The organism is Prosthecobacter algae (assembly GCF_039542385.1).
GTDB classification, from domain to species: Bacteria; Verrucomicrobiota; Verrucomicrobiia; order Verrucomicrobiales; family Verrucomicrobiaceae; genus Prosthecobacter; species Prosthecobacter algae.
This window is the reverse complement of sequence record NZ_BAABIA010000016.1, coordinates 1-24,370: the sequence shown is the minus strand read 5'-3', so window position 1 is coordinate 24,370 and position 24,370 is coordinate 1. Positions and strand designations below refer to the sequence as shown.

16 protein-coding genes are annotated in these 24,370 nt (G+C 63.1%); 11 read left to right on the top strand and 5 right to left on the bottom strand.

Translation table 11 applies throughout. The features are described 5' to 3' along the window. Window positions 1-504: 504 nt before the first annotated feature. The 3 genes from ABEB25_RS23890 to ABEB25_RS23880 all read left to right on the top strand — a co-directional run bounded on the left by ABEB25_RS23890 (window position 505) and on the right by ABEB25_RS23880 (window position 4,333). Window positions 505-2,283, top strand: a complete 1,779-nt coding sequence (locus tag ABEB25_RS23890; protein WP_345738980.1) for a GMC family oxidoreductase — start codon at window positions 505-507, stop codon at window positions 2,281-2,283. Between the two features lie 19 nt (window positions 2,284-2,302). Beyond that, window positions 2,303-2,947: a gluconate 2-dehydrogenase subunit 3 family protein gene (locus ABEB25_RS23885; RefSeq protein WP_345738979.1), complete on the top strand. Its 645-nt coding sequence runs from the start codon at window positions 2,303-2,305 to the stop codon at window positions 2,945-2,947. A gap of 582 nt (window positions 2,948-3,529) precedes the next feature. Continuing rightward, a complete protein-coding gene (locus tag ABEB25_RS23880) occupies window positions 3,530-4,333 on the top strand; it encodes a hypothetical protein (protein WP_345738978.1) in 804 nt (267 codons plus the stop codon). A 750-nt stretch (window positions 4,334-5,083) separates the two neighbouring features. Here ABEB25_RS23880 and ABEB25_RS23875 read toward each other — a convergent pair. The 3 genes from ABEB25_RS23875 to ABEB25_RS23865 all read right to left on the bottom strand — a co-directional run bounded on the left by ABEB25_RS23875 (window position 5,084) and on the right by ABEB25_RS23865 (window position 9,023). Continuing rightward, complete coding sequence (locus ABEB25_RS23875) at window positions 5,084-6,673, bottom strand: aldehyde dehydrogenase (NADP(+)) (protein ID WP_345738977.1); 1,590 nt, start codon at window positions 6,671-6,673, stop codon at window positions 5,084-5,086. A 529-nt stretch (window positions 6,674-7,202) separates the two neighbouring features. Next, the gene (locus ABEB25_RS23870) at window positions 7,203-8,030 is read right to left on the bottom strand and encodes a fumarylacetoacetate hydrolase family protein (protein WP_345738976.1); all 828 of its coding nucleotides are present in this window, start codon (window positions 8,028-8,030) and stop codon (window positions 7,203-7,205) included. Window positions 8,031-8,081: 51 nt separating this feature from the next. Then, on the bottom strand, window positions 8,082-9,023 hold the full coding sequence (locus tag ABEB25_RS23865) for a MerR family transcriptional regulator (protein ID WP_345738975.1): 942 nt from the start codon (window positions 9,021-9,023) through the stop codon (window positions 8,082-8,084). A 110-nt stretch (window positions 9,024-9,133) separates the two neighbouring features. On the opposite strand from ABEB25_RS23865, the gene ABEB25_RS23860 reads away from it, so the two are divergent. After that, window positions 9,134-10,657: a nucleoside recognition domain-containing protein gene (locus tag ABEB25_RS23860; protein WP_345738974.1), complete on the top strand. Its 1,524-nt coding sequence runs from the start codon at window positions 9,134-9,136 to the stop codon at window positions 10,655-10,657. Between the two features lie 1,174 nt (window positions 10,658-11,831). Here the strand turns inward: ABEB25_RS23860 and ABEB25_RS23855 are convergent. Beyond that, on the bottom strand, window positions 11,832-14,048 hold the full coding sequence (locus ABEB25_RS23855; protein ID WP_345738973.1) for a TonB-dependent receptor: 2,217 nt from the start codon (window positions 14,046-14,048) through the stop codon (window positions 11,832-11,834). 1,368 nt (window positions 14,049-15,416) lie between these two features. Continuing rightward, complete coding sequence (locus tag ABEB25_RS23850; protein ID WP_345738972.1) at window positions 15,417-16,700, bottom strand: Gfo/Idh/MocA family protein; 1,284 nt, start codon at window positions 16,698-16,700, stop codon at window positions 15,417-15,419. Window positions 16,701-17,456: 756 nt separating this feature from the next. Between ABEB25_RS23850 and ABEB25_RS23845 the strand changes: the two genes are divergently transcribed. The 7 genes from ABEB25_RS23845 to ABEB25_RS23815 form a co-directional block, all read left to right on the top strand. Then, entirely contained in the window at window positions 17,457-17,858 is a 402-nt protein-coding gene (locus ABEB25_RS23845; RefSeq protein WP_345738971.1) for a prepilin-type N-terminal cleavage/methylation domain-containing protein, read from the top strand. 158 nt (window positions 17,859-18,016) lie between these two features. After that, window positions 18,017-18,514: a type II secretion system protein gene (locus ABEB25_RS23840; protein ID WP_345738970.1), complete on the top strand. Its 498-nt coding sequence runs from the start codon at window positions 18,017-18,019 to the stop codon at window positions 18,512-18,514. Between the two features lie 27 nt (window positions 18,515-18,541). After that, window positions 18,542-18,958 carry a type II secretion system protein gene (locus tag ABEB25_RS23835; RefSeq protein WP_345738969.1) on the top strand — a complete coding sequence of 139 codons (417 nt, stop codon included), beginning with the start codon at window positions 18,542-18,544 and terminating at the stop codon, window positions 18,956-18,958. Between the two features lie 13 nt (window positions 18,959-18,971). Continuing rightward, complete coding sequence (locus ABEB25_RS23830) at window positions 18,972-19,505, top strand: type II secretion system protein (protein ID WP_345738968.1); 534 nt, start codon at window positions 18,972-18,974, stop codon at window positions 19,503-19,505. Between the two features lie 26 nt (window positions 19,506-19,531). After that, window positions 19,532-21,700 (top strand): GspE/PulE family protein, encoded by a 2,169-nt coding sequence (locus ABEB25_RS23825; RefSeq protein WP_345738967.1) that lies wholly within the window; start codon window positions 19,532-19,534, stop codon window positions 21,698-21,700. 50 nt (window positions 21,701-21,750) lie between these two features. Next, window positions 21,751-22,188 carry a response regulator gene (locus tag ABEB25_RS23820; RefSeq protein WP_345738966.1) on the top strand — a complete coding sequence of 146 codons (438 nt, stop codon included), beginning with the start codon at window positions 21,751-21,753 and terminating at the stop codon, window positions 22,186-22,188. Next, the coding region (locus ABEB25_RS23815) for an ATP-binding protein (RefSeq protein ID WP_345738965.1) at window positions 22,185-24,370 on the top strand (2,186 nt) is incomplete at its 3' end. The genes ABEB25_RS23820 and ABEB25_RS23815, both read left to right, overlap by 4 nt.

Here is a 24,370-nt window from a genome sequence, read left to right as displayed (position 1 = left end):
GTGTGTAGCCTTTAGGCGACTCAATGACCTGCCGGACCTTCTCCAGATCGCCTAAAGGCTAGACACCAACAGAGCTGGCGAGAGCGGAATAGTAAGCCGCCATAGTTTGAGCCCCAAGGAGCGGGACTTGCCAAGTCCCGTGGCGGAGACACACCGCAGCCGCGAAGCGTCCTGGACTGCGCCAGTCCTCTGGCGCTTTCGAAAGCTCATAAGCCTCCGTTACCACCCTTGCTACACTTCCTGTTAATCCTGTCCATCTTGTTAATCCTGTGAAAAAAAGCCCGCCCTAATTCGCCAAGCCTCGTCCGCCCCCAACACTCCCCAAACACCGGACTTGGCCTTCTCCCCGTCATCCCCACCTTCCGTGTCTTCCGAATCTTCCGTGGTTGAAAATTCATCTGCGCCCCCGCCTAAAGGTCCACCAGGATTTCCATCCCCTCACGACGGTCTTCTTGAGATCAGTTTGCACAAGACTTTGCCTCTCGGGCTTGCTAGGAAAGACCCATGCCCTTGCTCACAGATCGCAAAACCCAACCGCAATATGATGTCATCGTCGTCGGCTCCGGCGCGGGTGGCGGCATGGCGGCGATGATCCTCGCCCTCAGCGGCGTGAAGGTCCTCATGGTCGAGGCCGGGCGGAACTACGAGCCCGCCACCGAGACCCCCATGTTTAACACGCCCGAGATGGCCCCTCTGCGTGGCGACCGCACCCCCGTGCGCCCCTTTGGCCATTACGATGCCACCATCGATGGCGGCTGGCAGGTGCCTGGCGAGCCCTACACGAACAAGGCCGGCACCGAGGGCGACTTCTGGTGGTGGCGCGCACGCATGCTCGGCGGCCGCACCAACCACTGGGGCCGCATCTCCCTGCGGTTTGGCGAGTTCGACTTCATCCCGAAATCCCGCGATGGCCTCGGCGTGGACTGGCCCCTCAGCTACGGCGACATCTCCCCCTGGTATGATCGCGTGGAGCAGCTCATCGGCGTCTATGGCGAAAACGACGGCATCGCCAATGCGCCGAATTCATCCCCCGGCGTCCTCCTGCCACCGCCCAAGCCACGGCTCGGCGAGCTCATGGCCAAGAAGTCCGGCAAACAAAGCGGCGTCCCCATCGTCGCCGCCCACCGCGCCGTGCTCAGCCAGCCGCTCGACTGGAAAAACCTCCCCGCCCAGCTCTTCCCCGGCAACCCCAAGGCCCAGGAGATCATCGGCAAGGACATGATGCTACGCGCCCCTTGTTTCTGGGCCACCGACTGCATCCGCGGCTGCAGCATCCGTGCGAATTTTCAAAGCACCACCGTCCTCCTCCCGCCCGCCCTCGCCACGGGCAATCTGGACATCATCACCGATGCCATGGTGCGCGAGGTCATCATGGAAAATGGCAAGGCCGCCGGTGTCCATTACATCGACAAAAAGACCCGCCGCGATGCCGTGGTGAAGGCCCGCATCGTCATCCTCGCCGCCAGTACCTGCGAGACCTCACGCATCTTGCTGAACTCCAAATCGCAGGACAAGGCCGGCCTCGCCAACTCCAGCGGTCAGGTGGGAAAAAACCTCATGGACAGCGTCGGCACCAATCTCGGCGCCCACATCCCCGCCTTGGAAAATTCGCCCATCCTCAATGAAGACGGTGCCGGGGGCCTGCACGTGTACTCCCCGTGGTGGCTCGTCAATGAGCACTCCAAGCTCGGCTTTGCCCGCGGTTACCACATCGAGATGGGCGGTGGCCGCCGCATGCCGCAGATGAGCAGCTTTAGCCGTCTGGATCAGACCAGCCCCGGCATCTATGGCAGCAAGCTGAAGGAGGAGGCCAAACGTTACTATGGCGCCAGCTTCAGCTTCAGCGGCCGGGGTGAGATGGTGCCTAACAAGGATTGCTACACCGAGCTGGATCCCCAGGTGGTGGATCAATGGGGCATCCCCGTACTGCGTTTCCACTGGAAGTGGAGCGACCACGAAATCAAACAGGCCGAGCACATGCAGCAGACCTTTGCCGAACTCATCGAAGGCATGGGCGGCAAGGCCAGCCCGAAGAGTGGTCGCGAGGCCATCCAGCGCCCCGGCGAAATCATCCACGAGGTGGGCACCGCCCGCATGGGAGCCAAGGCCGGCGACTCCGTGACTAACCAATATTGCCAGACCTGGGACGTGAAAAACCTCTTCCTCATGGATGGATCCGTCCTCCCCAGCAACCCCGACAAAAACCCCACCCTCACCATCATGGCCCTCGCCTGGCGATCCTGCGAATGGCTCATGGGCGAGATGAAGGCCGGCAATGTTTAATCCAAACACACTTTCTGTTATGTCTGAAAACCTTTCCCGTCGCCACGCCCTGAAATGGCTCGCTGGCACCGTTGCGGCCCCCATCGCGCTGAAGGCCGCCCCTGGCGAAACCGAACCCGCGCCACCAGCCTACCCTCAGCGTTACACCCTGCACGATCCCGACTTCTCCAAGGCCCTGTCCGGTCCCTGGGACAAGCTGATGACTGAGGCCGAGCTGAAGACCACCACCGCCCTGGCCGATCTCATCCTGCCCAAGGACGAACACGGCCCCGCCGCCAGCGAAGTGGGCGTGCCCGCCTTTCTCAATGAATGGATCAGCGCCCCCTATGAAAGGCAGCGCGAAGACGGCGAAGTCATCCGTGGTGGCCTCGCCTGGCTGAATACCGAGTGCTTCAAACGCCACGCCAAACCCTTCGAGGAACTCACCGCCGATCAGCAGTCCGCCATCGTCGATGACATCTGCGGCCTCGAAAAACCCAAGCCCGAGCACCGCATCGGCGCCGCCTTCTTCACGACCTTCCGCCAGCTCTGCCTCGGCGGCTACTACACCCACAGCGCCACCTGGAAAGGCCTCGGCTACATCGGCAACATCAGCCTCGGCGGCCCCTATCCCGGCGTCCCCCAGGACATCATCGAGAAGTACGGCCTGCAAGAAGTGGCGTGAGGAGGGAGGGGAGAAAAGCAGAAAGAGGAAATGGGAAAGCAGAAAGGGAGGGGCGGGGGAAGAAAGTGCTCAGTGCGGAGGTCAAGGGGTCAAGGGGTCAAGGGGTCAAGGCAGTCAAGAAGCCGCAAAGCGTCCTGGACTGCGCCAGTTCTCTGGCGCTTTTGAAAAGCTCTCACCCGGCCTCGTTCGCCATGGAGCGCGGGCGTCCCGCCTGCTGTTTCACGCGTCTCGCGGGAAACCGTTCTCCCGCCCCGCAGCCCCCATGCCTGGTACCCAGCAGTAGCCACCTCGGTTCACGGTCTTCGGCGGGACGCCGAAGACAGCACGCGAGACGCGTGCGCTCCATCTAAAAAACCCCCGTCCACCCCTTGCCACACATCTTGTTAATCCTGCCATCATGTTAATCCTGTAAAAACAGCCCCCCATTCCACCACCGATCCTCGTCCGCCCCAAGCCCCCCAAACCACGGGACTTGGCAAGTCCCGCTCCTTGGGTTTCACCCTTATTCAAACCTGTCCATCATCTCGCCGCTCCCGCCCCTTTTCCCTTGCTTCCACAGCCCCTTATTGTTGAAATCATCCCATGAACGAACCCGCAAACCCCAATAAACTCTGGGGCGGCCTGATCTGGATGGTGGTGATCATCACCATCCTTCTGCTGGCCCTCTATTTGATTCCTCAATTGGGCTACTATCCCGCCCAGGCCTATCAGGTCAAAAACATGAAAAATGCCAGGGAAATCACCACGTTGCTTCAGGCTTTTGCGGCCGAGCACAGAGGCTATTACCCTGACCATGGAAATGATCTTACCTCACTGACATCCAACAAAGTCTTTCGCGAAATCATCCGCCAAAATCCGTCCATTGATGAGTCCATTTTCGGTGGTTACGGCTCTCGTTTCATGCCGGACAAAAACATCGGCGTCAGCCCTGATTACAAGGAGGCTCTGACCGCCGGAGAAAACAACTGGGCGATGACCGCCGGCCTCAGCCAAACAGCATCCCTAGCGAGCTTTCCACTCGTCTTTGAAAACCCCGTGGATACCGCCTGGCCCCCACGCTGGCTGGTGGGTGCAGACGGCAAACCCGTGCCCGCCCGCACCAGCTCCGGAGGCCAGGTCATCATCGGCTTCAACGATGGCTCGGTTGAAGTCACCAAGCTTCGTGAAATGGAAGGGTTCATGCATCTGCCCGCCTTCAGGTTGGACTTCTACCAAAAATTGGCCCCATCCGGGCTAAAGGTTCTCAACGTCCGTCTCCCCGGCACCGATTCTGACACCGATCCTGGAAGCCTGAAATTACCTCCCAAAGGACCTGCCCCGGCCCAGACGACTCTCCCAGCCTTGCCCGCTCACCTGGATCCCCAAAAATCCACGGACCCGCAGTAAGTCCCCGAGCTTCCATGAAGCTCCCAAGGAGCGGGACTTGCCAAGTCCCGTGGTTAGGGGGCGGACGGGGGTTTTTAGATGGAGCGCACGCGTCTCGCGTGCTGTGTTCGGCGTCCCGCCGAAGACCGTGAACCGAGGTGGCTGCTGCTGGGTACCAGGCATGGGGGCTGCGGGGCGGGAGAACCGTTTCCCGCGAGACGCGTGAAACAGCAGGCGGGACGCCCGCGCTCCATGGCGGACGAGGGCGAGTGAGCTTTTCAAAAGCGCCAGAGGACTGGCGCACTCCAGGACGCTTTGCGCCTGCGATGTGGCTTCGCCCCGGGACTTGGCAAGTCCCCCTCCTTGGGGTCAAACTCTGGGTCCGCCTACCCCTCCGCTCTCGCCAGCTCTGCGGGTGTCTAGCCTTTAGGCGACTCAATGACCTGCCGGACCTTCTCCAGATCGCCTAAAGGCTAAACACCAACAGACCGAACTTATCCGCCCCCATCCGCCCCCTTGCCACACATCTTGTTAATCCTGAAATCATGTTAATCCTGTAAAAACAGCCCCCATTCCACCCCCGATCCCCGTCCGCCCCAAACCCCTCCAAACCACGGGACTTGGCAAGTCCCGCTCCTTGAGGTCTTCCCCGTGATCCCCACCTTCCGTGTTTTCCGCCCCTTCCGTGGTTGAAAATTCCCCACAAAAAAACGCAGGCCAGGGCGCGCTTTCACGCCCACCGCCTGCGTCTCACAGTCACTCTGGGCCGCCTTACACCGCCTCGCGTGAGTAGCCACCATCCACCAGGCGCAGGGCCTTCGTGGGGTTCGCGTTTTGCAGCGCCTCAGGCAGGCAGTCATCGGGGAAGCCCTGGTAGCACACAGGCCGCACAAAGCGGTAGATGCTGCCGGTGCCGATGCTGGTGTAGAAGCTGTGGCTAGCTGCCGGATACGGGCCGCCGTGGTGCATGGAGGGGCAGGGCTCGATGCCGGTGCCGAAGCCGTTGAAGATGATGCGGCCCACCTTGCGCTCCAGCACGCGGATCAGCGGGGCGTACTCGCGCAGGTCCTCCTCTGTGCCGTGGATGGCCGCCGTGAGCTGGCCTTCCAGATTGCGGGCAAAGGCCAGCAGATCTTCCAGCGTCGGGCACTGGGTGATGATGGAGCAGGGGCCGAAGACTTCCCGGCGCAGCTCCTCATGCGACTCCAGCACCTGCAGCGTCGTCGTGTAGATGCGGCACGCGGCCTGGGTCGCCTCAGGGTCCGCCGGGGTGGCGGATTCACCGGCCAGTTGCAGGCCGTTGATGGTGGACCACACCGCCGTGCCCGCATCGTAGCTTTCGCAGATGCCGCGATGCAGCATGGACTGGGGCGGCACCTTGGCGGCGAACTCGCCCGCGTTTTCCACAAAGTTGGTTAGCTCCGCACCTTGCAGACCCAGCACGATGGCCGGGTTCGTGCAGAACTGGCCCACGCCCATCGTCACGGAGCCCACGTAGGCCTCGGCGATTTTCGCGCCGCGCTCTTTCAGCGCCCCTGGCAGCAGGAAGACCGGATTGATGGAGCCCATCTCGCCGTAGAAAGGGATCGGGTGCGGGCGGGCAGCCGCCACATCCATCAGCGCCCGGCCACCGCGCAGGGAGCCCGTGAAGGCCACGGCCTGCGTCAGCGGATGCTTCACCAGCTCCGTGCCGATGTCCGTCCCGCGCCCTTGCAGCAGGGAGAAGGCGGCATCAGGCAGCCCCGTCTTGCGCAGGGCCTTCACCACCGCGCGGCCCAGGAGCTCGCAGGTGCCTGGGTGCGCCGGGTGCGCCTTCACCACCACCGGGCAGCCAGCGGCCAGGGCCGAGACCGTGTCCGTGCCCACCACGCCGATGGCAAAGGGGAAATTGCTCGCGCCAAAGACCACGATGGGGCCTACCGGCAGCAGCACACGCCGCACATCCGGCTTGGCCAAAGGCTGGCGATCTGGCTGCGCGCGGTCGATGCTGGCCTCCGCCCACGATCCCTCGCGAATCAGCGCAGCGAACATCTTGCACTGGTTCATCGCGCGGCCGCGTTCACCCGTCAGGCGTGCCATTGGCAGGCCCGTCTCCGCATGGGCGCGCTCCAGCAGCGGCTCGCCCAGCGCCAGGATTTCATCCGCGATGGCCTCCAGCAGCAGCGCCCGCGTCTCCGGCGTGGCCGCCCGCAGCGCATCAAAGGCCCCATCGGCAGCGCGCAGCGCCTCATCCGCGTGGGCCGATGTCGCCTCGCAGAAGGCAGGCTCCAGCTTCTCACTCGTGCTGGGGTTGGTAGCGTGGAAAGGAGCGTGGTCGCAAGGAGCCTCGCGTCCGGCGATGAGTTGGTGGCCAGTGATCATGGTTGGGAAAAAAAGGGGGGAATCGGATTTCAGAAACGAGTTTTCAGTATTCAGACATCCGGCAGCGAAGCAAATGCCTTTGCACACCTCCACATCGTTTCAGGGCAGGGGAACGGATGAATTTTCAACCACGGAAAGGCCGGAAAACACGGAAAGTGAAGATGACGGGTAAGCCGCCCAAGCCCCATGGTTTGGGGGCATGGGCAAGCTCGGGGATGACCTGAGCGTACGATTGAAATGGGATGCTGCGCATCCGAGGTTTGAGGATGCGGACAAAGTGTCCGCGCTCCCCTCGCGTCCAGCGGTAGGCGATAGAACCTATCGGTCGTATGGGTCCTAGGTCTGGGCGAACGGCTGTTGGAGAACAAACGAAAGCGCCAGAGGACTGGCGCACTCCAGGACGCTTCACGCGGCTTGACGCCCTTGACCGTTGACCCCCTTGACCTCCGAACTGAGCACTGAGCACTGAGCACTCCGCACTTTCCCCCATCCCCGCCCACCGTCCCTTTCTGCTTTTCCCCCGTCCCCCTCACCCCATCGGGTTCGCCAGCGTGCCGATGCCATCGATCGTGATGCTCACCAAGTCCCCGCTTTTCAGCGTGAATTCATCGCCCGGCACCGTGCCTGTGCCCGTCATCAGCAGCGCGCCGGTGGGGAAGGTGTTGTCGCGATAGAGAAACTCCGCCAGCTCCTGCGGCGTGCGTTTCAGTTGGTCCAGCGTCGTGTCGCCCTCAAAGGCCACCGCCTCACCGCGTGTGATCTTCACGCCGATCACCGTCTCCGGCGGCAGCAGGTCCGGCGTCACGTAGATGCAGGGGCCCACGGCGGCGCAGAGCTTGAAGCACTTCGCCTGCGGCAGATACAGCGGGTTTTCCCCCTCGATGTCCCGGCAGGAAAGGTCATTGCCCACGGTATAACCAATGATCTCACCACGGCTATTGATCGCCAGCGTCAGCTCCGGCTCCGGCACCATCCAGGTGGAGTCGCTGCGCAGGTGCATCGCCTGGCCCGGATGCGCCACGCGCTGCGGCGTCGCTTTGAAAAAGATCTCCGGCCGCACCGCCGCATACACCCGATCATAAAAGGTGCCGCCGCCTGCGTCCTTGCTTTCCTCCATCCGCGCCGTGCGGCTGCGGTAGTAGGTCACGCCTGCGGCCCACACTTCCTGCGTGCCCAGTGGGGCCAGCAGTGTGCCCGCCTCCGGTCCTGGCACCGCCGTGTACGTCGCCACGATCTCCGCGAGATACGCGTGCAGATTCTCTTGATTGAACAGCGCATCCCACTCCACATCCGCCAGGCGGTACCAGTGATTCGCGTGGTTCAGGTAAATGCCGTGGGTGCTGCGGTAAAGGTGCATAAAGGAAGGTGGTGGTGGCGAGCCTAGCGGAAGCCCCCCACATGTCAAATTTCACCCACCGTGGCTCAGGGAAAGCTTCACGAGCAGCTTGTCCAGCTCCAGCAGATCCATCGCCCAGTGGATGTTCAGGTCCGTCAGTTTTTCCGCATAGCCTCGGGCAGCCCGGCCCCCGATGATCAGGGCCATTTCCTCCGGCATCAGGTTGCGGATGTTGCGTAGCTTCTCCTGGATCACCGGGCACTGGTCTGGGTACACCACACTCAGCGCCACCGCCCGTGCCTTGCGCGCCCGGGCACAGGCCACGATCTCCTCCGTGGGCAGATTCGGCCCCAGGTACGTCACCCGCCAGCCCAGATCCCTGGCGGAGGAGGCCACCAGCAGCGCCCCCAGCTCATGCACCTCCCCCACGGGGGTGGAGATCACCACCTCCGGTGCGCTGGGTGCCACCTGGTTGCCCGGCACTGGCGTCATCAAAACCTCCCGCACCACGGAGGTGCAGATGTGCTCATGGCTGGGCCGGATGTCCCCCATCTGCCAGGATTCGCCCACTTTCATGATGAGTGGGCAGATCACCCGGTGCACCATGCAGCGCTGGCCAAACAGGATGCGCGCCCGCTGCAGCAGCCGCCGCAACCGGTCCGCATCATAGCCCTTGGCCGCCTCCAGGCACAGCCTCACAAAGTCCGCCTCCGTCTCCATCGGCTCCACCGCATCCACCGTGAAGCTCGCCGTGGCGGAAACCGGCCTCGTCAGCGTCTGCCGCAGCATCTGCTCCAGTTCCGCCGTCTCCAGCCGCGCGATGTTGCCGATGCGGTGGCCATTTTCCGTCAGTTCGCGCAGCAGCGTCAGCCGCTGGATCTCATCGTCGCAGTACATCCGGCGGTTGGTCCCCGTGCGCGTCGGGGTCAGCGCCTCATAGCGCCGTTCCCAGATGCGGATCACATGGGGGGTCACTCCGCTGCGGATGCTGGCGGCCTGGATGGTGAATTGCATAGTGTGGTGGGCAATACGACACCCATATCCGCTTGGGAACAAATGGATACACCGCACTGCTGCGAAACTTCCTGGTTGAATCTTCCCCCGCCAGCACTCCTATCCACCCCATGCTGAATTACATCTGGGCCTCCCTCATCCTCATCGGCCTCCTCGTCGCAGGGCTGCTGGGCCGCTTCACCGGGGATCAGGGCGTCATCACCGCCGCGCTGGACATGTCCAAAACCGCCGTCATGGACATCGCCCTCCCCCTCGCCGGGATGATGATGTTTTGGCTCGGCCTCATGCGCCTCATGGAAAAGGCCGGCCTCCTCCACTTCGCCGCCCGCGCCCTCTCCCCCATCATGCGCCGCCTCTTCCCCGATGTGCCGCGGGATCACCCCGCCATGAGCGCCATGATCATGAATCTCGCCGCCAACATGCTCGGCCTCGGCAACAACGCCACCCCCCTCGGCCTCAAGGCCATGACCCATCTCCAGGAGCTGAATCCCCACAAGGACACCGCCAGCAATGCCATGGTCACCTTCCTGGCCATGAACACCGCCGCCTTCACCCTCATCCCCATGACCGTGATCAACTACCTCAGCGCCGCCGGCGTCAAAGGGGCCTATCAGATCATCGTCCCCACCATCCTCGCCACCGCCTGCACCACCCTCACCGCCATCTTCGTCGCCAAGGCCCTGCAAAAGCTCCCCATGTTCCGCATCCGCCCCGGGGCAGGGGATAGCCCCCTGGCCGCCACCACCCCTGGCACCGATCCCGCAGCCCCTGCCGCCCAGGCCCCGCCAGAGGAAACCCCCCGCATCACCTCCCGGGGCCGCCTCTTCCTCGCCGCCATCCTCATCCTCTTCACCGGCGGCATCGTGCTGGAGCTCGCCGCCCCCAGCCTCCGCCAGTCCGTGCTGGATGCCACCGGCCTCACCCAGGTCATCCGCAGTGCCGAACAACGCGCCGCCACCGCCAAGGCCGATGCCGCCGCCCGCGCCGCCGAAAAAGCCAAAGCTGCCGAGTCCGCCAAAGCCGCCGCCCCGGCCACCCCTGGCCAGGCCACCGCCGCCACGCCCGCCACCCCAGCCGAAGATCCCCCCACCGCCGGCCTCATCCGCCGCCTCATGGATGGTGCCTCCGGCGTCGCCATCCCCCTGCTCGTCATCGTCACCCTCGGCATCGCCCTCGTCCGCCGGGTGAAGGTGTATGAAGAATTTGTCGAAGGGGCCAAGGAAGGCTTCGGCGTCGCCACCCGCATCATGCCCTTCCTCGTCGCCATGCTCGCCGCCCTCGCCATCTTCCGCAGCTCCGGCGCCCTGCTGCTGCTGGAGCACGTCCTCACCCCCGTGCTAAACCTCGTCTCCTTCCCGGTCGAGCTCCTCCCCATGGCCCTCATGCGCCCCCTCAGCGGCAGCGGCTCCCTCGGCATCCTCAACGAGCTCCTCGCTCGCAACGACATCCTCGAATACCTCAAATACACCGCCGCCATCATGTTCGGCTCCACCGAGACCACCTTTTACGTGCTCGCTGTATACTTCGGCTCCGTCAGCATCCGCAAAACCCGCCACGCCCTCGCCGCCGGCCTCACCGCCGATCTCGTTGGCCTCTCCATGTCCGTCCTCATCGGTCGCCTCATGTTCGCGTGAGGAGGGAAGGGGAGGAGGGGGTAAAGTAGAAATGAGGAAATGGGAAAGCAGAAAGGGCGGGGCAGGGGAGACAGTGCTCAGTGCTGAGGTCAACGGTCAACGGTCAACGGTCAACGGTCAACGGTCAAGGCAGTCAAGAAGCCGCGAAGCGTCCTGGACTGCGCCAGTCCTCTGGCGCTTTCGAAAAGGTCTCACGCCTCCGTTCGCCATGGAGCGCGGGCGTCCCGCCTGCCGTTTCCTGCGTCTCGCGGGAAACCGTTCTCCCGCCCCGCAGCCCCCATGCCTGGTACCCCGCAGCAGCCACCTCGGTTCACGGTCTTCGGCGGGACGCCGAACACAGCACGCGAGACGCGTGCGCTCCATCTAAAAACCCCCGTCCGCCTCCTGGCCACACTTCCTGTTAATCCTGCCATCTTGTTAATCCTGTAAAAAGGCCCCCATCCCACCTCCGATCCCCGTCCGCCCCAAGCCCCCCCAAGGAGCGGGACTTGCCCAGTCCCGGCCCCTGAACCTGCCCCCATCTCCCGGCCTTCGCTCCCGTGCCTCGCCCCCGGCCTTGGCTCCCGGAGGGAGCCCGGAACGTAGCCGGTGGTGAAGGTGGCGCAGCCACCGAGAACCACCGGATTCCCCAACCTAACAAACAATGTCAATCAAGGTCGCGTCCTGAAAGGACGCTGGAAGCCTCCGTCCGCCCCCACATCCTCCGAGCTACCCCCAAACACATCCAAACCCACGGGACTTGCCATGTCCCGCTCGTGGGCTCAAACCGGCCTCCCCCCTCCGCTCACGCCAGCTCTGCTGGTGTCTAGCCTTTAGGCGACCCCCTGACCTGCCGGACCTTCTCCAGATCGCCTAAAGGCTACACACCAACAGACCGAACAACCTCGCTCCTTCTCCACACATCCTGTTAATCCTGAAATCTTGTTAATCCTGTAAAAAAAAGCTCGCCCCCTCTCACCGATCCCCGTTCGCCCCCAACTCCCAAACCACGGGACTTGCCAAGTCCCGCTCCTTGGCTCCTCCCCGTCCTCCCCACCTTCCGTGTTTTCCGAATCTTCCGTGGTCGAAAATCCGGCCACAAAAAATCCCGTTGCCCAGGAGATCTCTCCCCCAGACAACGGGACTCAAAAAACGGTCAACACCTTCCGTTAGGTCGGCCTGACCATCAGGCCTCTTAGAACTTGATCGTCGCCCCAGCCACCAGGCCAAAGCCCGGCTCATTGCTGCCAGAGCCCGTGTAGCGGTACTCCTCATCCAGCAGGTTCTCCAGCGCCAGCGTCACCCCGATGTTCTCGGTGATCTGCCAGCCGCCGCGCACCGTCAGGATGTTGAAGCTCGGGTTGCCATCCTCCGGCGTGCGCTGCGTGTCCGCCTTGTCGCCCGCGTTCAGGTTGTCATACTGCGAGTGGGACAGGCTCACGAACTCGCCCCAGAAGCGGCGGTCCGTGCTCTGCCAGCGCACCCCAGCGCGGCCCATCCACGGCACCACACGGCTGAGATAGTCTCGGGTCTGCGTCGGGGCGCTGGTGCGAAATTGATCCGCCTCACCTTCCGTCCAGGTCACGTGGCCAAAGACCGACCAATTGTCATCAAAGCGCACTTCACCGGCCAGTTCCACGCCCTGCATGTGCCCCTCACCCCCATTGGCTTTTGTGACGATGAAAGGATCGGCGCCCGTGCCCGTCCCCTCGCCTGTAGGGCGGCGGACGATCATGTCATCAATGACCGTGTAAAAGTAGCTCAGGCTACCGCTGAAGTGTTTGGTCTCCGCCTTGAGGCCGATCTCCATGTTGATGTATTTTTCCGGGTCCAGTCCTGGGGCCCCCACTTCGCGCTCATTGCTGCGGGCCGTGTCCAGACGGGAAAGGTCAGATAGGTTCGGCGCACGAAAGCCCTGGGAAATCCCGCCAAAGACCTTGAAACGGTCCTGCGTATCCAGATCCACCACGATGCGGCCACTGGCCGAAAAGTTCGTCCAGCTATCGCTGTAGGAGTCCACCGCCTGCGGGGTGGAAGGGTCCTGATAGCTGCCGATATCCGCACGGGCATAGGTCTCACGCCCACCCAGGAAAAGATGAACGCGGGAGCCCAGGTCCACTTCATAGTTCAGGTAGGCACCCAGAAGGTCATAGGTGGCATCATCGCCCACAGGCCCCTGCACACCCTTGGAATGCAGCGTGCCGTTTCGACGGTAGCGTTGGCTGCCGGTGCTCACCCAGTCACGGTAGTAGTCCACCCCGTAGATGAAGCGCCCGATGGACGTATCGCTCTGCAACTGCAGGTCCAGGCCCAGCGTGCGCAGCTCCACCTGTGAATAATCCACCCGGTCTGCCGGAGCGGGATTTGGGGGATTTGCAGGCTGATCGTATCTCACCCGATGCTCATACTCATCCGCACTTTGCAGTGACACCGTCAGGCTCGCGGCATCAATGAATCCTGCCAGATTCTCCAACTTCTCACCTTCCAGACGCACGTAGGAAAGCGTGCGCTCCTGATCATAGGCTCTTTTGGTGTCATTACCGACAGTTGTCCCCTGCCAGGAAATCCCTTTCCGCGTCTGGTGCGTACGCCAGGCATCGTTCTGGCGCAGTTGCTGGTGCACCGCCGTCAGTGTCCAGTTGGCATCCAGCGCCACATCCAGGCGCATGTCATAGGCCCACTCATCATAGTCCGTCTCCGGCTGGTCGCCGATGCCCGCTGCGTGGACATCGCCAAAGGACTTCAAGCTCGCACCCAGATGCAGGCCCCAGCGGCCCCCTTCACCGAACTGGAACTCCTGTCGGCCAACGTTGCTCTCCTCGGCTGTGGATCCGCGATACGCCGTCAGACCGTGGAAAAAGTAGCCCGCCTGCTCATTGCGGAAGTCCGCACCCTTCGTGAAAAGGTTCAGCGTCCCACCGATGGCATCGCTGCCATACAGCACCGAACCCTGGCCCGGCACCAGCTCAATGCGGTCGATCGCATAGGAATCAATCGTGTTCCAATATTGGTTAGGCCCGTCGCGGAAGGTCGAGTTATTGAAGCGGATGCCGTCGATCAGCGCCAGGTTGCGGAACCCCGTGAAACCACGGATGTAGGGGGAGCCCTGCGCATTCGCCGTCTTCTGCACCATCACGCCCGGCAGTTCCTCCAGGGCCTCCGGCAGGGAGCGCACCTGGCGTTCCTGCAGTTGTTCCGAACTCAGTTGCCGCACCTGGGCCGGGGCAGCAATGGCCGCCTGCTCCGTTCGTGTGGCCGTCACCACCACCTCAGGCAGCGTTTCGGAGGCCTTTTTTTCAGCCTCCGCCGTTTCAGTAGAAGCCGCAGCCGCAGGTGGGGTGGGATCAGCCGCCTGGATCGGGGCCAGGCCTGCCAAAATCAGGAGTGTTGTTGTCAGTGTTGGTTTCAACATGGGTGGAAGCCCCCAAAAATCCCAAGGTTGATCATTTGTCATTCTTAGATGCTCACTTGCTGTGGGCAAAATGCCCGATGGATGCAAAATGAACCATAACCATGATCCAAAATGCTCTTTTGGACCATTTTTAACCCATCCCCAAAGGACTCCCAAAACAGGAGGTATCCAAAAAAGCCTCATCCCCAGAAAAGCCCAAAACCGTTCCAGGAGAAGCCGAAAGCTCCCAATTTCCGCCCGAAGGCTCCAGCATTCCCCACATTCGCGACTACGGATGCTCATGGGATGCTTTAGGAAATCGCATCACTCCCATGGCGCTTTCAAAAACCCACCCCATTTCCCCTTAGCGCGCACATCCCCGAGCTTCTCCACGCCCCTCCCCAAGGAGCGGGACTTGCCCAGTCCTGGCCCCTGAACCGTCGCCCATCTCATTGCCTCGCCCCCGGCCTTGGCTCCCGGAGGGAGCCAGGAACGTAGCCGGTGGTGAAGGTGGCGCAGCCACCGAGAACCACCGGACCACAATTTAACAAACGATGTCAATTAAGGTCGCGTCCTGAAAGGACGCTGGAAGCCTCCGTCCGCGCCCCCCATCCCCGAGCTTCCCTCCCAAACCCCACGCCCTGGCGGGCGCAGCTACCCCCCCGTAGCTGCCCGCGCCAGCGGGTGGCCCGCCTCGAAAGCTCTTACCCCCTCGAGGCTTCCCCAATCCCCACGCCCTGGCGGGCGCAGCTACCCCCCGTAGCTGCCCGCGCCAGCGGGTGGCCAGCCTCGAAAGCTCTCACCCCCACGCCCCTCCCTAAACCCCACGCCCTGGCGGGCGCAGCTACCCCCCGTAGCTGCCCGCGCCAGCGGGTGGCCCGCCTCGAAAGCTCTCACTCCTTCGGGATCCCCCAAACCCCACGCCCTGGCGGGCGCAGCTACCCCCCGTAGCTGCCCGCGCCAGCGGGTGGCCTGCCTCGAAAGCTCTCACCCCCTCGAGCTTCCCCATCCCCACGCCCTGGCGGGCGCAGCTACCCCCCGTAGCTGCCCGCGCCAGCGGGTGGCCCGCCTCGAAAGCTCTTACCCCCTCGAGCTTCCCCATCCCCACGCCCTGGCGGGCGCAGCTACGCCCTCTACCTTCCCCCTCCTTGGGACCCTCCCCGTCATCCTCACCTTCCGTGCCTTCCGAATCTTCCGTGGTTGAAAATTCATCCACCACCTCACCACACTTCCTGTTAATCCTGCCAATCCTGCAATCCTGTCTAAAAAATCCCAGGAATCCCCGTCCGCCCCACACCCCCAAACCCAAAAAACAGGGCCTGCAAGTCACCCAAGACCCACAAGCCCCATCTCATCTATCACCATCAACCCAGCAACCCTCAGCTCCCCTCAAAGCGCCTTGTCATAGATCTTCTCAAACACCGCCTCAGGTCCTTCCGCGATGCGGTTCGCATCCACGATTGTGATGCCGTCCGCGCCAAAGCGGGCCGTCACCGTCGCGCCCTTGCCCTCGTTCAGGTACTTAAAGTTCAGGTCGCGCACCCGTGCCGCCGCATCCACCAGCGCACAGGTGATGCGCGCCTCCTCCGCCGTCGGGTATAGGTCCGCCACCGCATCCCGGCTCTCCCCGGCAAATTTCACGCGGCACACCGCCACCAGGCCCACCGTCAGGCTGTCCACCCCGTAGCCGATGTAGCCCTTCGTCCCGTCCGGGCGCGCCACATCGCGGGTGAAATGGTTGTTGCTCGTGCGGGAGCCACCGCCTTGGTTCCACCAGCGAAAGCCACGGTACTGCTGGTCGCTTTCCACCTTGCCATCCGCGCCCACGATCTCGTGCCCCTGGTTCACCGGCCCTTCAAAGTCCGCCGGCGTCACCCAGTTGTTGTGGAAGTTGATGCTCATCCCGTTTTCAAAGTCCACCCGCACCTGCACCGCATCGTAGGCATTGATGCCATCGCGGATCAGCCGCTTCTTCTGCCCCACCGCCGTCAGACTCACCGGCTTCGATTTGTAGTAGCTCCAGATCAGGTCCGTCCAATGGGGACCGACATAACTAAAAGGATCGGAAGACTCCACCCACTTGAACGTGCTCGTGCTCACCTCCAGCGGCTCCTCCAGATACGCCGTGCCATACAGCGGCGCACCGATGCGGTTCTGGATGTCATCGCGGATGCGCAGATGGTCCGGGTCATACCGCTTGTGCATGTCCACCGCCACGATGCAGTTCTTCGCCTTCGCCGCCGCGATGATGTCATCGGACTCATGCGTGCTCAGGCACATCGGCTTCTCCGTCAGCACATGCACCCCCTTGGCCAGCGCGGCCAAAATGGGCTGCGTGTGCAGGTGATCCGGCGTCGCGACCGCCAGCACATCCAGGTCTGGGAAATCCCGCAAAATATCATCCCACGGCGCATCGCCAAAGTAGGCCTTCGGCTCATGCCCCGTCCATTCATTAAAAGCCGCTGCCGATTTCAGGGCCGACTTCTCAGACCGCGTCGCCACCGCCACCAGGTCAAACTTCACCGGGGCCAGATCCCGCGCATGTTTGTCCAGCCCCACGCGCGCCAGTTGCCCCGCAATGCCAAAGCGTTGCAGGTCCGCATAGGCCCGCAGGTGGACATCCCCGCCGAACATCCCGGCACCGACAAGAGCAATCTGAATGGTTGGTTGCATAGAAGGCCCAGAGTCAAGGCAGGCCCGCGCCCGATGCAAGGCAGGACCTCAGTATCGAAATGACCAACATCCGCCCTCGGATGACCCGCCAAAGGGCAGGGGACCCCCACCACAGAAAAGTCGCCCGCACCAGGTAGCCCTCACGAAAGTAGCCCGCTCAGGGACTGAGCGGGCTACCTTTGGCGGATAGCAGGCTCGCAGTCACCCCGGAGGCTCGTTTCCAGGTGAGATCGGTCGGGGCTGGTACTGAGCGCTTTTTTGAATCAACGTTGGTTAGCTATCGGCGTTGCTGTCCGCTCAGGGACTGAGCGGGCTACCTTTGGCGGATAGCAGGCTCGCAGTCCCCTCGGAGGCTCGTTTCCAGGTGAGATCGGTCGGGGCTGGTACTGAGCTTTTTTTGAATCAACGTTGGTTAGCTATCGGCGTTGCTGTCCGCTCAGGGACTGAGCGGGCTACCTTGAGCGGAAAGCAGGCTCGCAGTCCCCTCAGTGCCCAGGGGCCTGAAGGGCCCGTGGATTTCGTCCTGGGCTGGACTCCTCCCCCAGACCGACATTGAATGAATGCAGGCCTCGCGACGCACGCTTGCGACCAACTGCATAAAAAAGTTGTCAGCTTTTTGTGAAAATTATGAAAATTCATATTGCGCGAAATTACGGATAAGGTTATAAATACCATATTCCGAGCACGAAGCCCGTCACACGGCTTCCGTTGGGAAGACAACGAAATCCAACAGCCCAAACAGAAACAACAACGACTATGAAAAAAGTTAAACTGAACTCCTCCCTGAAGGCTGGCTTTTCCCTCGTGGAAATGCTCGTCGTGATCGCCATCATCGGCATCATCGCCGCCATCGCCATCCCTAACATCGGCAGCATCAACGCCAGTGCCAAGGACGCCACCGCCCAGCGCAACGCCCAGTCCGTCGCTTCCGTGATGAACGCCGCCATCGCCGCCGGTTATGTGCCAGACTGGTCCACCAAGGCTGAAGTCCTCGCCGACGCCCAGACCGATGACGTCTTCCCACCTTCCGGTCCTTTCAAGGACAAGGTCTTCACCGTTGGTAACATCGACGACGAAGAAGAAAATGCAGTGCTGACCTACATCGAGTGGGACAACACCAACAAGCAGGTCAAATACATCGCCAAAGACGACGGCTAATCCCCGCCTCATGGCACCCGCCCGGCTCCAGGTTCTGGACGCCATCTCCTGATCTCCCGATCATGGGTTGACGAAACCGGGCACACCTTAGATCCGCCGGGGATTTCACCTCCCCGGCGGATTTTAGTTTCGACAGTCCCTACTACTTTTTAAGAGAAATGACCCCTTCAAGTCACCTCAGAAAAGGCTTCACGTTTGTGGAGGCTGTATTCACCATCGCCATTATCGGAATCATGGCATCCCTGGCTGTCACGGCCATTTCCAACGGTGCCCGCGATGCCAACCGCATCATGGCCCGCCAGCAGCAGGCCGCCGTGCAAGAGGCCCTCAATGCCTGGGTGCTCTCCCAGGCCCGCGTCACCAGCCCCGGCGGTGTCAAGACCTCCCAGGTCCAGTCCATGGAGGCCATCCGCCGCATTTACAACAACCTCGCCACCACCAAGGCCCGGTTTGAAAAGCTCAAACCCACTGCCACCGGCAGCGATACCCTCGCCCGTACCGGTTTCCTGGATGAGGCCACCATCACCCATTTCGACGGCTACAGCTTCGGCTCAGACCGCCTCACCTCCGCCGCCCTCGAAGGTGCCCGCCAATACCTCACCCTGCCAGATTGGGCCGCCGGGGAGGAGCCCCGCGTCATCCTCATGGATGAATGAGGCCACCCTTTTTTCTCAAAAAAACCTATGTCCCTCTTTCATCCTGCCCACCGCGCCTGGCATCGCCTCCAGCGCGGTTTTTCCCTGGTCGAAATGATGGCCTGCGTCTCCATCATCGGCATCATCGCCTTCATGGCCATCCCCTCCATCACCCGCATGCGCGGGGAGAGCGAGCGCAATCTGGCCATCACCCGTGCCGAGGCACTGAACCTCGCCCAGGCCACCTTCATCCAGGTCAAAGGCCGCACCGAGGCCTCCCTCCTCTGGAGCAACAGCACCACGCCCGCCGCCCGCTACCTCCTGCTCAAAGACTTCATCAGCTTCGCGGAGGACAACCTCACCCTCTACATGCCGGCGGATTACACCATCAAGTTCGACAACGCCCTCACCAGCATGAAAAAGGCCGAGCTCCTCGGCCCCGGCAACGTCAAGATCGAGTACTGAGCCCCGTGTTCCCATGACCCGGCCCCGGAACAGCCCCCATCTCTGCCCACCTGCCACGCTGCGCCCCCTGCGCCGCCGGGCAGGTTTCTCTGTGACAGAGCTGGTCGTCGTCATCTCCATCATCGGCATCCTCTCCGGCATGGTCATCGTCATGATCCAGGGCAGCTATGGTGCCAGCAAAGAGGCCCTGGCCAAAAGCCGCCTGGAAATGCTGAACTCCGCCCTCCACATCTGGGCCACCGCCAACCGGGAAATGTACTTCCCCCCCAGCAACGCCAGCACCACTGACGAGCTCGTCGTCCTCCGCGACCTCCAGTTCCGCGATTCCGATCCTGCCCGCGCCCGCATCGGCGCCCCCTACCTCCCGCCCGAGTACAATCCGGGCAAATCCTCCGATGAGGGCGACTTCCGCTTCCGCTGGAATGGTCGCCTTTTCGAGCTCATCCCCGCCGGCCAGCCCGGCACCGGCCTGCGCATGGACTTCGAGGCGGCGGACTTCACCCAGCCGTTCGATTTCCCGGACAACTACCAATACGGCAGCCGCTGATCTGCCCATTCCCCCCTTTCTCGCTCATGTCTGCGAATCTCCTTCCCCCGGCCACCCTTACTCCACAATCCTTTGGGGAAGCGAGTAATCTACCTACCGCGACAATCGACGCGAAAGCCGCCGCCATCCTCTCCATCGAGGGCATGGCCCTCCAGTACAATCTCCTCCCCATCACCCTCCTGCGCGAGTCCTGCTCCCCCGAGGCCGAGCGCATCGTCCGCAGGCTGGGCCGCGTCCCCTACGTGGCCGATCCCTGGCTGCCCGTCACCATGGTCGGCCCCCTGCTCGTCATGGCCCATCACAATCCCAGGGCAGGGGATAACTGGGGGGTGCCCAGCTTCCTCACCATCCGCGTCCTCATCAGCGCAGATCAGTATCAAAAGACCCGCAAAGACCTCGTCCAGCGTTTCGGCCAGCTCCCCATCGCCCAGCAAAACGCCCTCGAAAACGTCCAGCCCCCGCGCTTCCCAGAACTGGGCCTCGAAGGCACCTTCGACTGGCTCATGGAGCACTACCCTTATGACCCCGCCGAGGTCACCAAGATGCGCGGCTTCTTCGAAAGCCAGAAGGAAAAGCACTCCACGCTGGAGCCCACCCACTTCAACTCCGTCCAGCGCAATCTCGGGCCCGCCCTCCAGCACCTCGTCAGCGGCGGCCGCACCCTCTGCTTCGCCGCCAGCGAGGCCCAGCGCCAGACCTTCTTCCCCCTCCCGCTGCTAGAGCGCCACACCGTCTATCCCCTTTACATCGGTAAAAACGCCGTCTTCCTCCTCACGGAGCATGCCGACTGTTACGCCTTTGAGGACGAGTGGCTCTCCATGGGCAACTCTGCCGTCAAGATCATCCCCGTCCTGGCAGATCCCGCCGCCATCCGCGATGCCATCAACCGCGCTGGCGCCACCTTCGATCCCAGCGGCATCGCCCGCATGGATAAGTCCACCCTCACCGCCTCCGTCAGCGGCAATGAAGGCGTGGTGGACATCATGGCCGAGGACATGGCCCGCATCAATCCCTCCAGCCCCAATCACACGGCGGAGGAGCTCGTCCAGTGGGCTCTCTTCACCGCCATCCGCTGCCGCGCCTCAGATCTTCACCTCGAAAAATTCTACAACCTCGCTCGCTTCCGTGCCCGCATCGACGGGAACATGAAGACCATCCTCACCGCGCCGGAGATCCACCTCAATCGCTTCGTCGCCCTGCTGAAAAACTACGCCGGGATGAACCAAAACCGGCAGGAGTGCCAGGACGGCCGCTTTGGCCTCAGCATCGGCCGCCGTCGGCTGGATGTCCGTGTCGCCGCCGTGCCCACCCGCCGCGAATTCCAGAAAGTCATCATGCGCTTTTTGGACAAGCAGGACGGCGTCAAACGCCTCTCCGACTTCAATCTCGGTCAGCGCCAGATCGACATCCTCAACCGCACCATGACGCGGGACCAGGGCCTCGTCCTCGTCACCGGCCCCACCGGCTCCGGCAAGACCACCACCCTCTACGCCCTCCTCAACAGCGTCAATGACGACGGCGTCAACATCCAGACCATCGAAGACCCCATCGAATACGAGGTGGAGGGCATCAACCAGACCCAGACGAACCACACCGTCGGGCTCGACTTCGCCAATGGCCTCCGCTCCCTCCTCCGTGCTGACCCAGACATCATCCTCATCGGGGAATCCCGCGATGCCGAGACCGCCAATGCCGCCGTCAATGCCGCCCTCACCGGCCACCTTGTCCTCACCACCCTCCACGCCAATGACAGCCTCCGCGCCGTCTCCCGTCTCATGAGCATGGGCGTGGAAAAATACCTCCTCGCAGACTCCCTCGCCCTCTCCCAGGCCCAGCGCCTCGTCCGCCGCCTCTGCAGCTACTGCAAGCGCCCCATGGCCGTCCCGCCGGATGTGCAGGAACTCATGGCCAAACAGGCCGTCATCACCCAGCCCCTCACCCAGCCCATCTACAGCCCCGTCGGCTGCCAGGAATGCCACGGCACCGGCTACTCCGGCCGCGTCGCCCTCATGGAGCTCTGCGAAGTCAGCTCCGAGCTGCGCGACCTCATTGAGGAAGCTGCCCCCATGTCCGCCCTCCGCGCCTGCGCCTTCAAAAACGGCTTCTTCTCCCTCTACCAGGAAGGCCTCATGCAGGTCATCGCGGGCCACACCAGCCTCGATGAGATCAAGTGCCTCGCCTACACCGCCGCCTGATTTTTTTTTCCCCTTTCCCCCTCATCCACTCATCCAGTCCCGCTCCCGCCATGTACACTCCTTCCACCGCCTCCCTCAATCGCTCCCATGGGCGCATCCTCGTCGTGGATGACGAGCCCCAGATGCTCGCCGTCGCCAAGGCCATCCTCAATGCCCACAGCATGGACGTCGAAGTCTGCGAATGCGGCAGCCAGGCCCTCCAGCTCTTCGCCGAATCCCTCGACACCCCCGACCGCTTCTCCTGCGTCGTGCTGGATCTCACCATGCCTGGCGGTCTCTCCGGCTTTGAGGTCATGGATGAGCTCCAAAAGCTCGACCCCGACCTCCCCGTCATCGCCTGTAGCGGCTACTTCCAGGAAGACGCGCGCGATCTCTGCCAGGCCATCGGCTTTACCGACGTCCTGCAAAAGCCCTACACCCTCGAGCACCTCGTGGCCACCGTCCGCCGCGGCCTCCTGCGCGACCGCGCCAATCACGAAAGCGCATGAAGCTCCGCTTCTCCATCTCCGCGCGCTTCATGGCGCTCGGCCTCCTCGCCGTCGTCATCGCCGTCTGCGTCACCGCCTTTGCCTTCCTCTGGCAGGATTTCCAGGTCCTCCGCATGGTGCAGCGCTCCTACCTCGGCTCCATCGCCCAGGCCGCCCAGGCAGAGCTGCGCGCCCAGGGCCACGGCGCAGAAAACCTCACCGGCCTCACCACCCTCCCGCAGGAGGCCATCACCCACCTTAAAATGCGGCTCCAGGTCGTGGATGTCCCCCCCTTCATCCAGGATCTCGGCCTCCGGGTGGAGCTGGCCCTGCCCACCCCCGCCGCCACCACCCCTGTGGATACGGCCCCCGCCATCGTCATTCACGAGACCCCCCTCCGCCTCCAGCCCACCGAGCCCGCCACCCCCCAGCTCCAGGACGTCATTTACCGCGTCATGGCCGGCTCCACCATCGTCATCGGCCACTCCACCCCCGCGCACCCGCGCCAGATTTTCGAGGCCCCCGGCTGGCTCCTCGCCGGTGCCCCCCTCACCACCGCAGACGGCCGCATCTCCGGCGTCATCATCGCCCGCCAGCCCCGCGTCCACTTCCGCCACCTCCTCACCCTCCCACGCCTCATGGTGCCCCTCGTCGGCGCCTGCCTCGGCCTCATCCCCGCCATCCTCGGCTTCTACCTCGTCGGTCGCAGCATCACCCGTAAAACTCGCGCCCTCCACGGCGGCTTCCACGCCCTCAGTGAGGGCAACCTCAGCCACCGCCTCCCCGCCACCGGGCGGGATGACCTCGATGCCCTCCAGGCCCAGTTCAACACCGCCATCTCCGCCTTCCAGCAGGAAGAATCCCGCCGCCAGCAGCTCATCGGCGAATTCCAGGCCGCCCGCAAACAGGCCGAAGTCGCCACCGCCGCCAAAGGCGACTTCCTCGCCAACATGAGCCACGAGATCCGCACCCCCATGAACGGCATCATCGGCACCACCTCCCTCCTCATCGAGATGGGCCTCGACCACGAGCAGGAAGAACTCGTCCGCATGATCCGCAGCAGCGGCGAATCCCTCCTCCACCTCATCAACGACATCCTTGACTTCTCCAAAATCGAATCCGCCAAAATGGAGATCGAGGACATCCCCGTGGACCTCGAAAAACTCCTCGCCGAAGTCGCCGACGTCTTCTCCTACCGCGCCGCCGAAAAGCAGGTCGAAATCAACTTCCACATGGATCCCGCCCTCCCCCGCATGTTCCGGGGCGACTTCCAGCGCATCAAACAAGTCCTCGTCAACCTCGTCGGCAACGCCATCAAATTCACCGAAAAAGGCGAAATCCTCATCCTCGCCCGCCAGGTCAGCCGCCAGACCCCCCATGGCGATCTCCCCCACCTCCACTTCTCCGTCCGCGATACCGGCATCGGCATCCCCGCAGACAAGCTCGGCTCCCTCTTCCAGGCCTTCACCCAGGCCGATACCTCCACCACCCGCAAATACGGCGGTACCGGCCTCGGCCTCGCCATCTGCCGCAAGCTCTGCCGCCTCATGGGTGGCGAAATCAGCGTCATCAGCGAAGAAAACCACGGCTCCGACTTCTTCTTCGAGCTCCCCCTCCGCGTCGCCCAGGACGAAGCCGGCCGCGAAGAAGAATACACCTGGCTCGACAGCATCAAAGACCGCCGCATCACCTACCACAGTCCCCACACCACCACCCAGCAGATCCTCCAGCAGACCCTCCAGCAGTGGGGCACCGCCACCCTCCCGCTGCCCACCCTTCCCGCCGCCACCGCCCTCGCCCGCGAACTTGGCGACACCCCCGTCTTCATCTTCGACGCCAGCGACCACACCCCCGCCACCGCCGCCCCCTACATGCAGGCCGCCGCCACCCAGGGCACCGGCATCCTCCTTCTGCTCCCCCTCACCCTCTGGAAGCTGCGCGACCAATTCGCCCCCCCCGGCTACACCCGCTTCATCAAGCTCAGCAAACCCGCCAAACGGCGCGAGCTCCTCCGCGCCCTGGCCGAGCTCATTCGCATGCCCCGCATCGTCGGCCACCCGCCCGCTGCCGCCGCCATGCCCGCCCCCTTGCGGCCCCTCACCAGCCCCCTCAGCACCCCGCCCAGCGTCAGCCCCCACCCCGCTGCCGCCCCCCAGGGCACGCCCCATGCAGGCAGCATGCTCACCCGGCCCGCCCCCGCCCA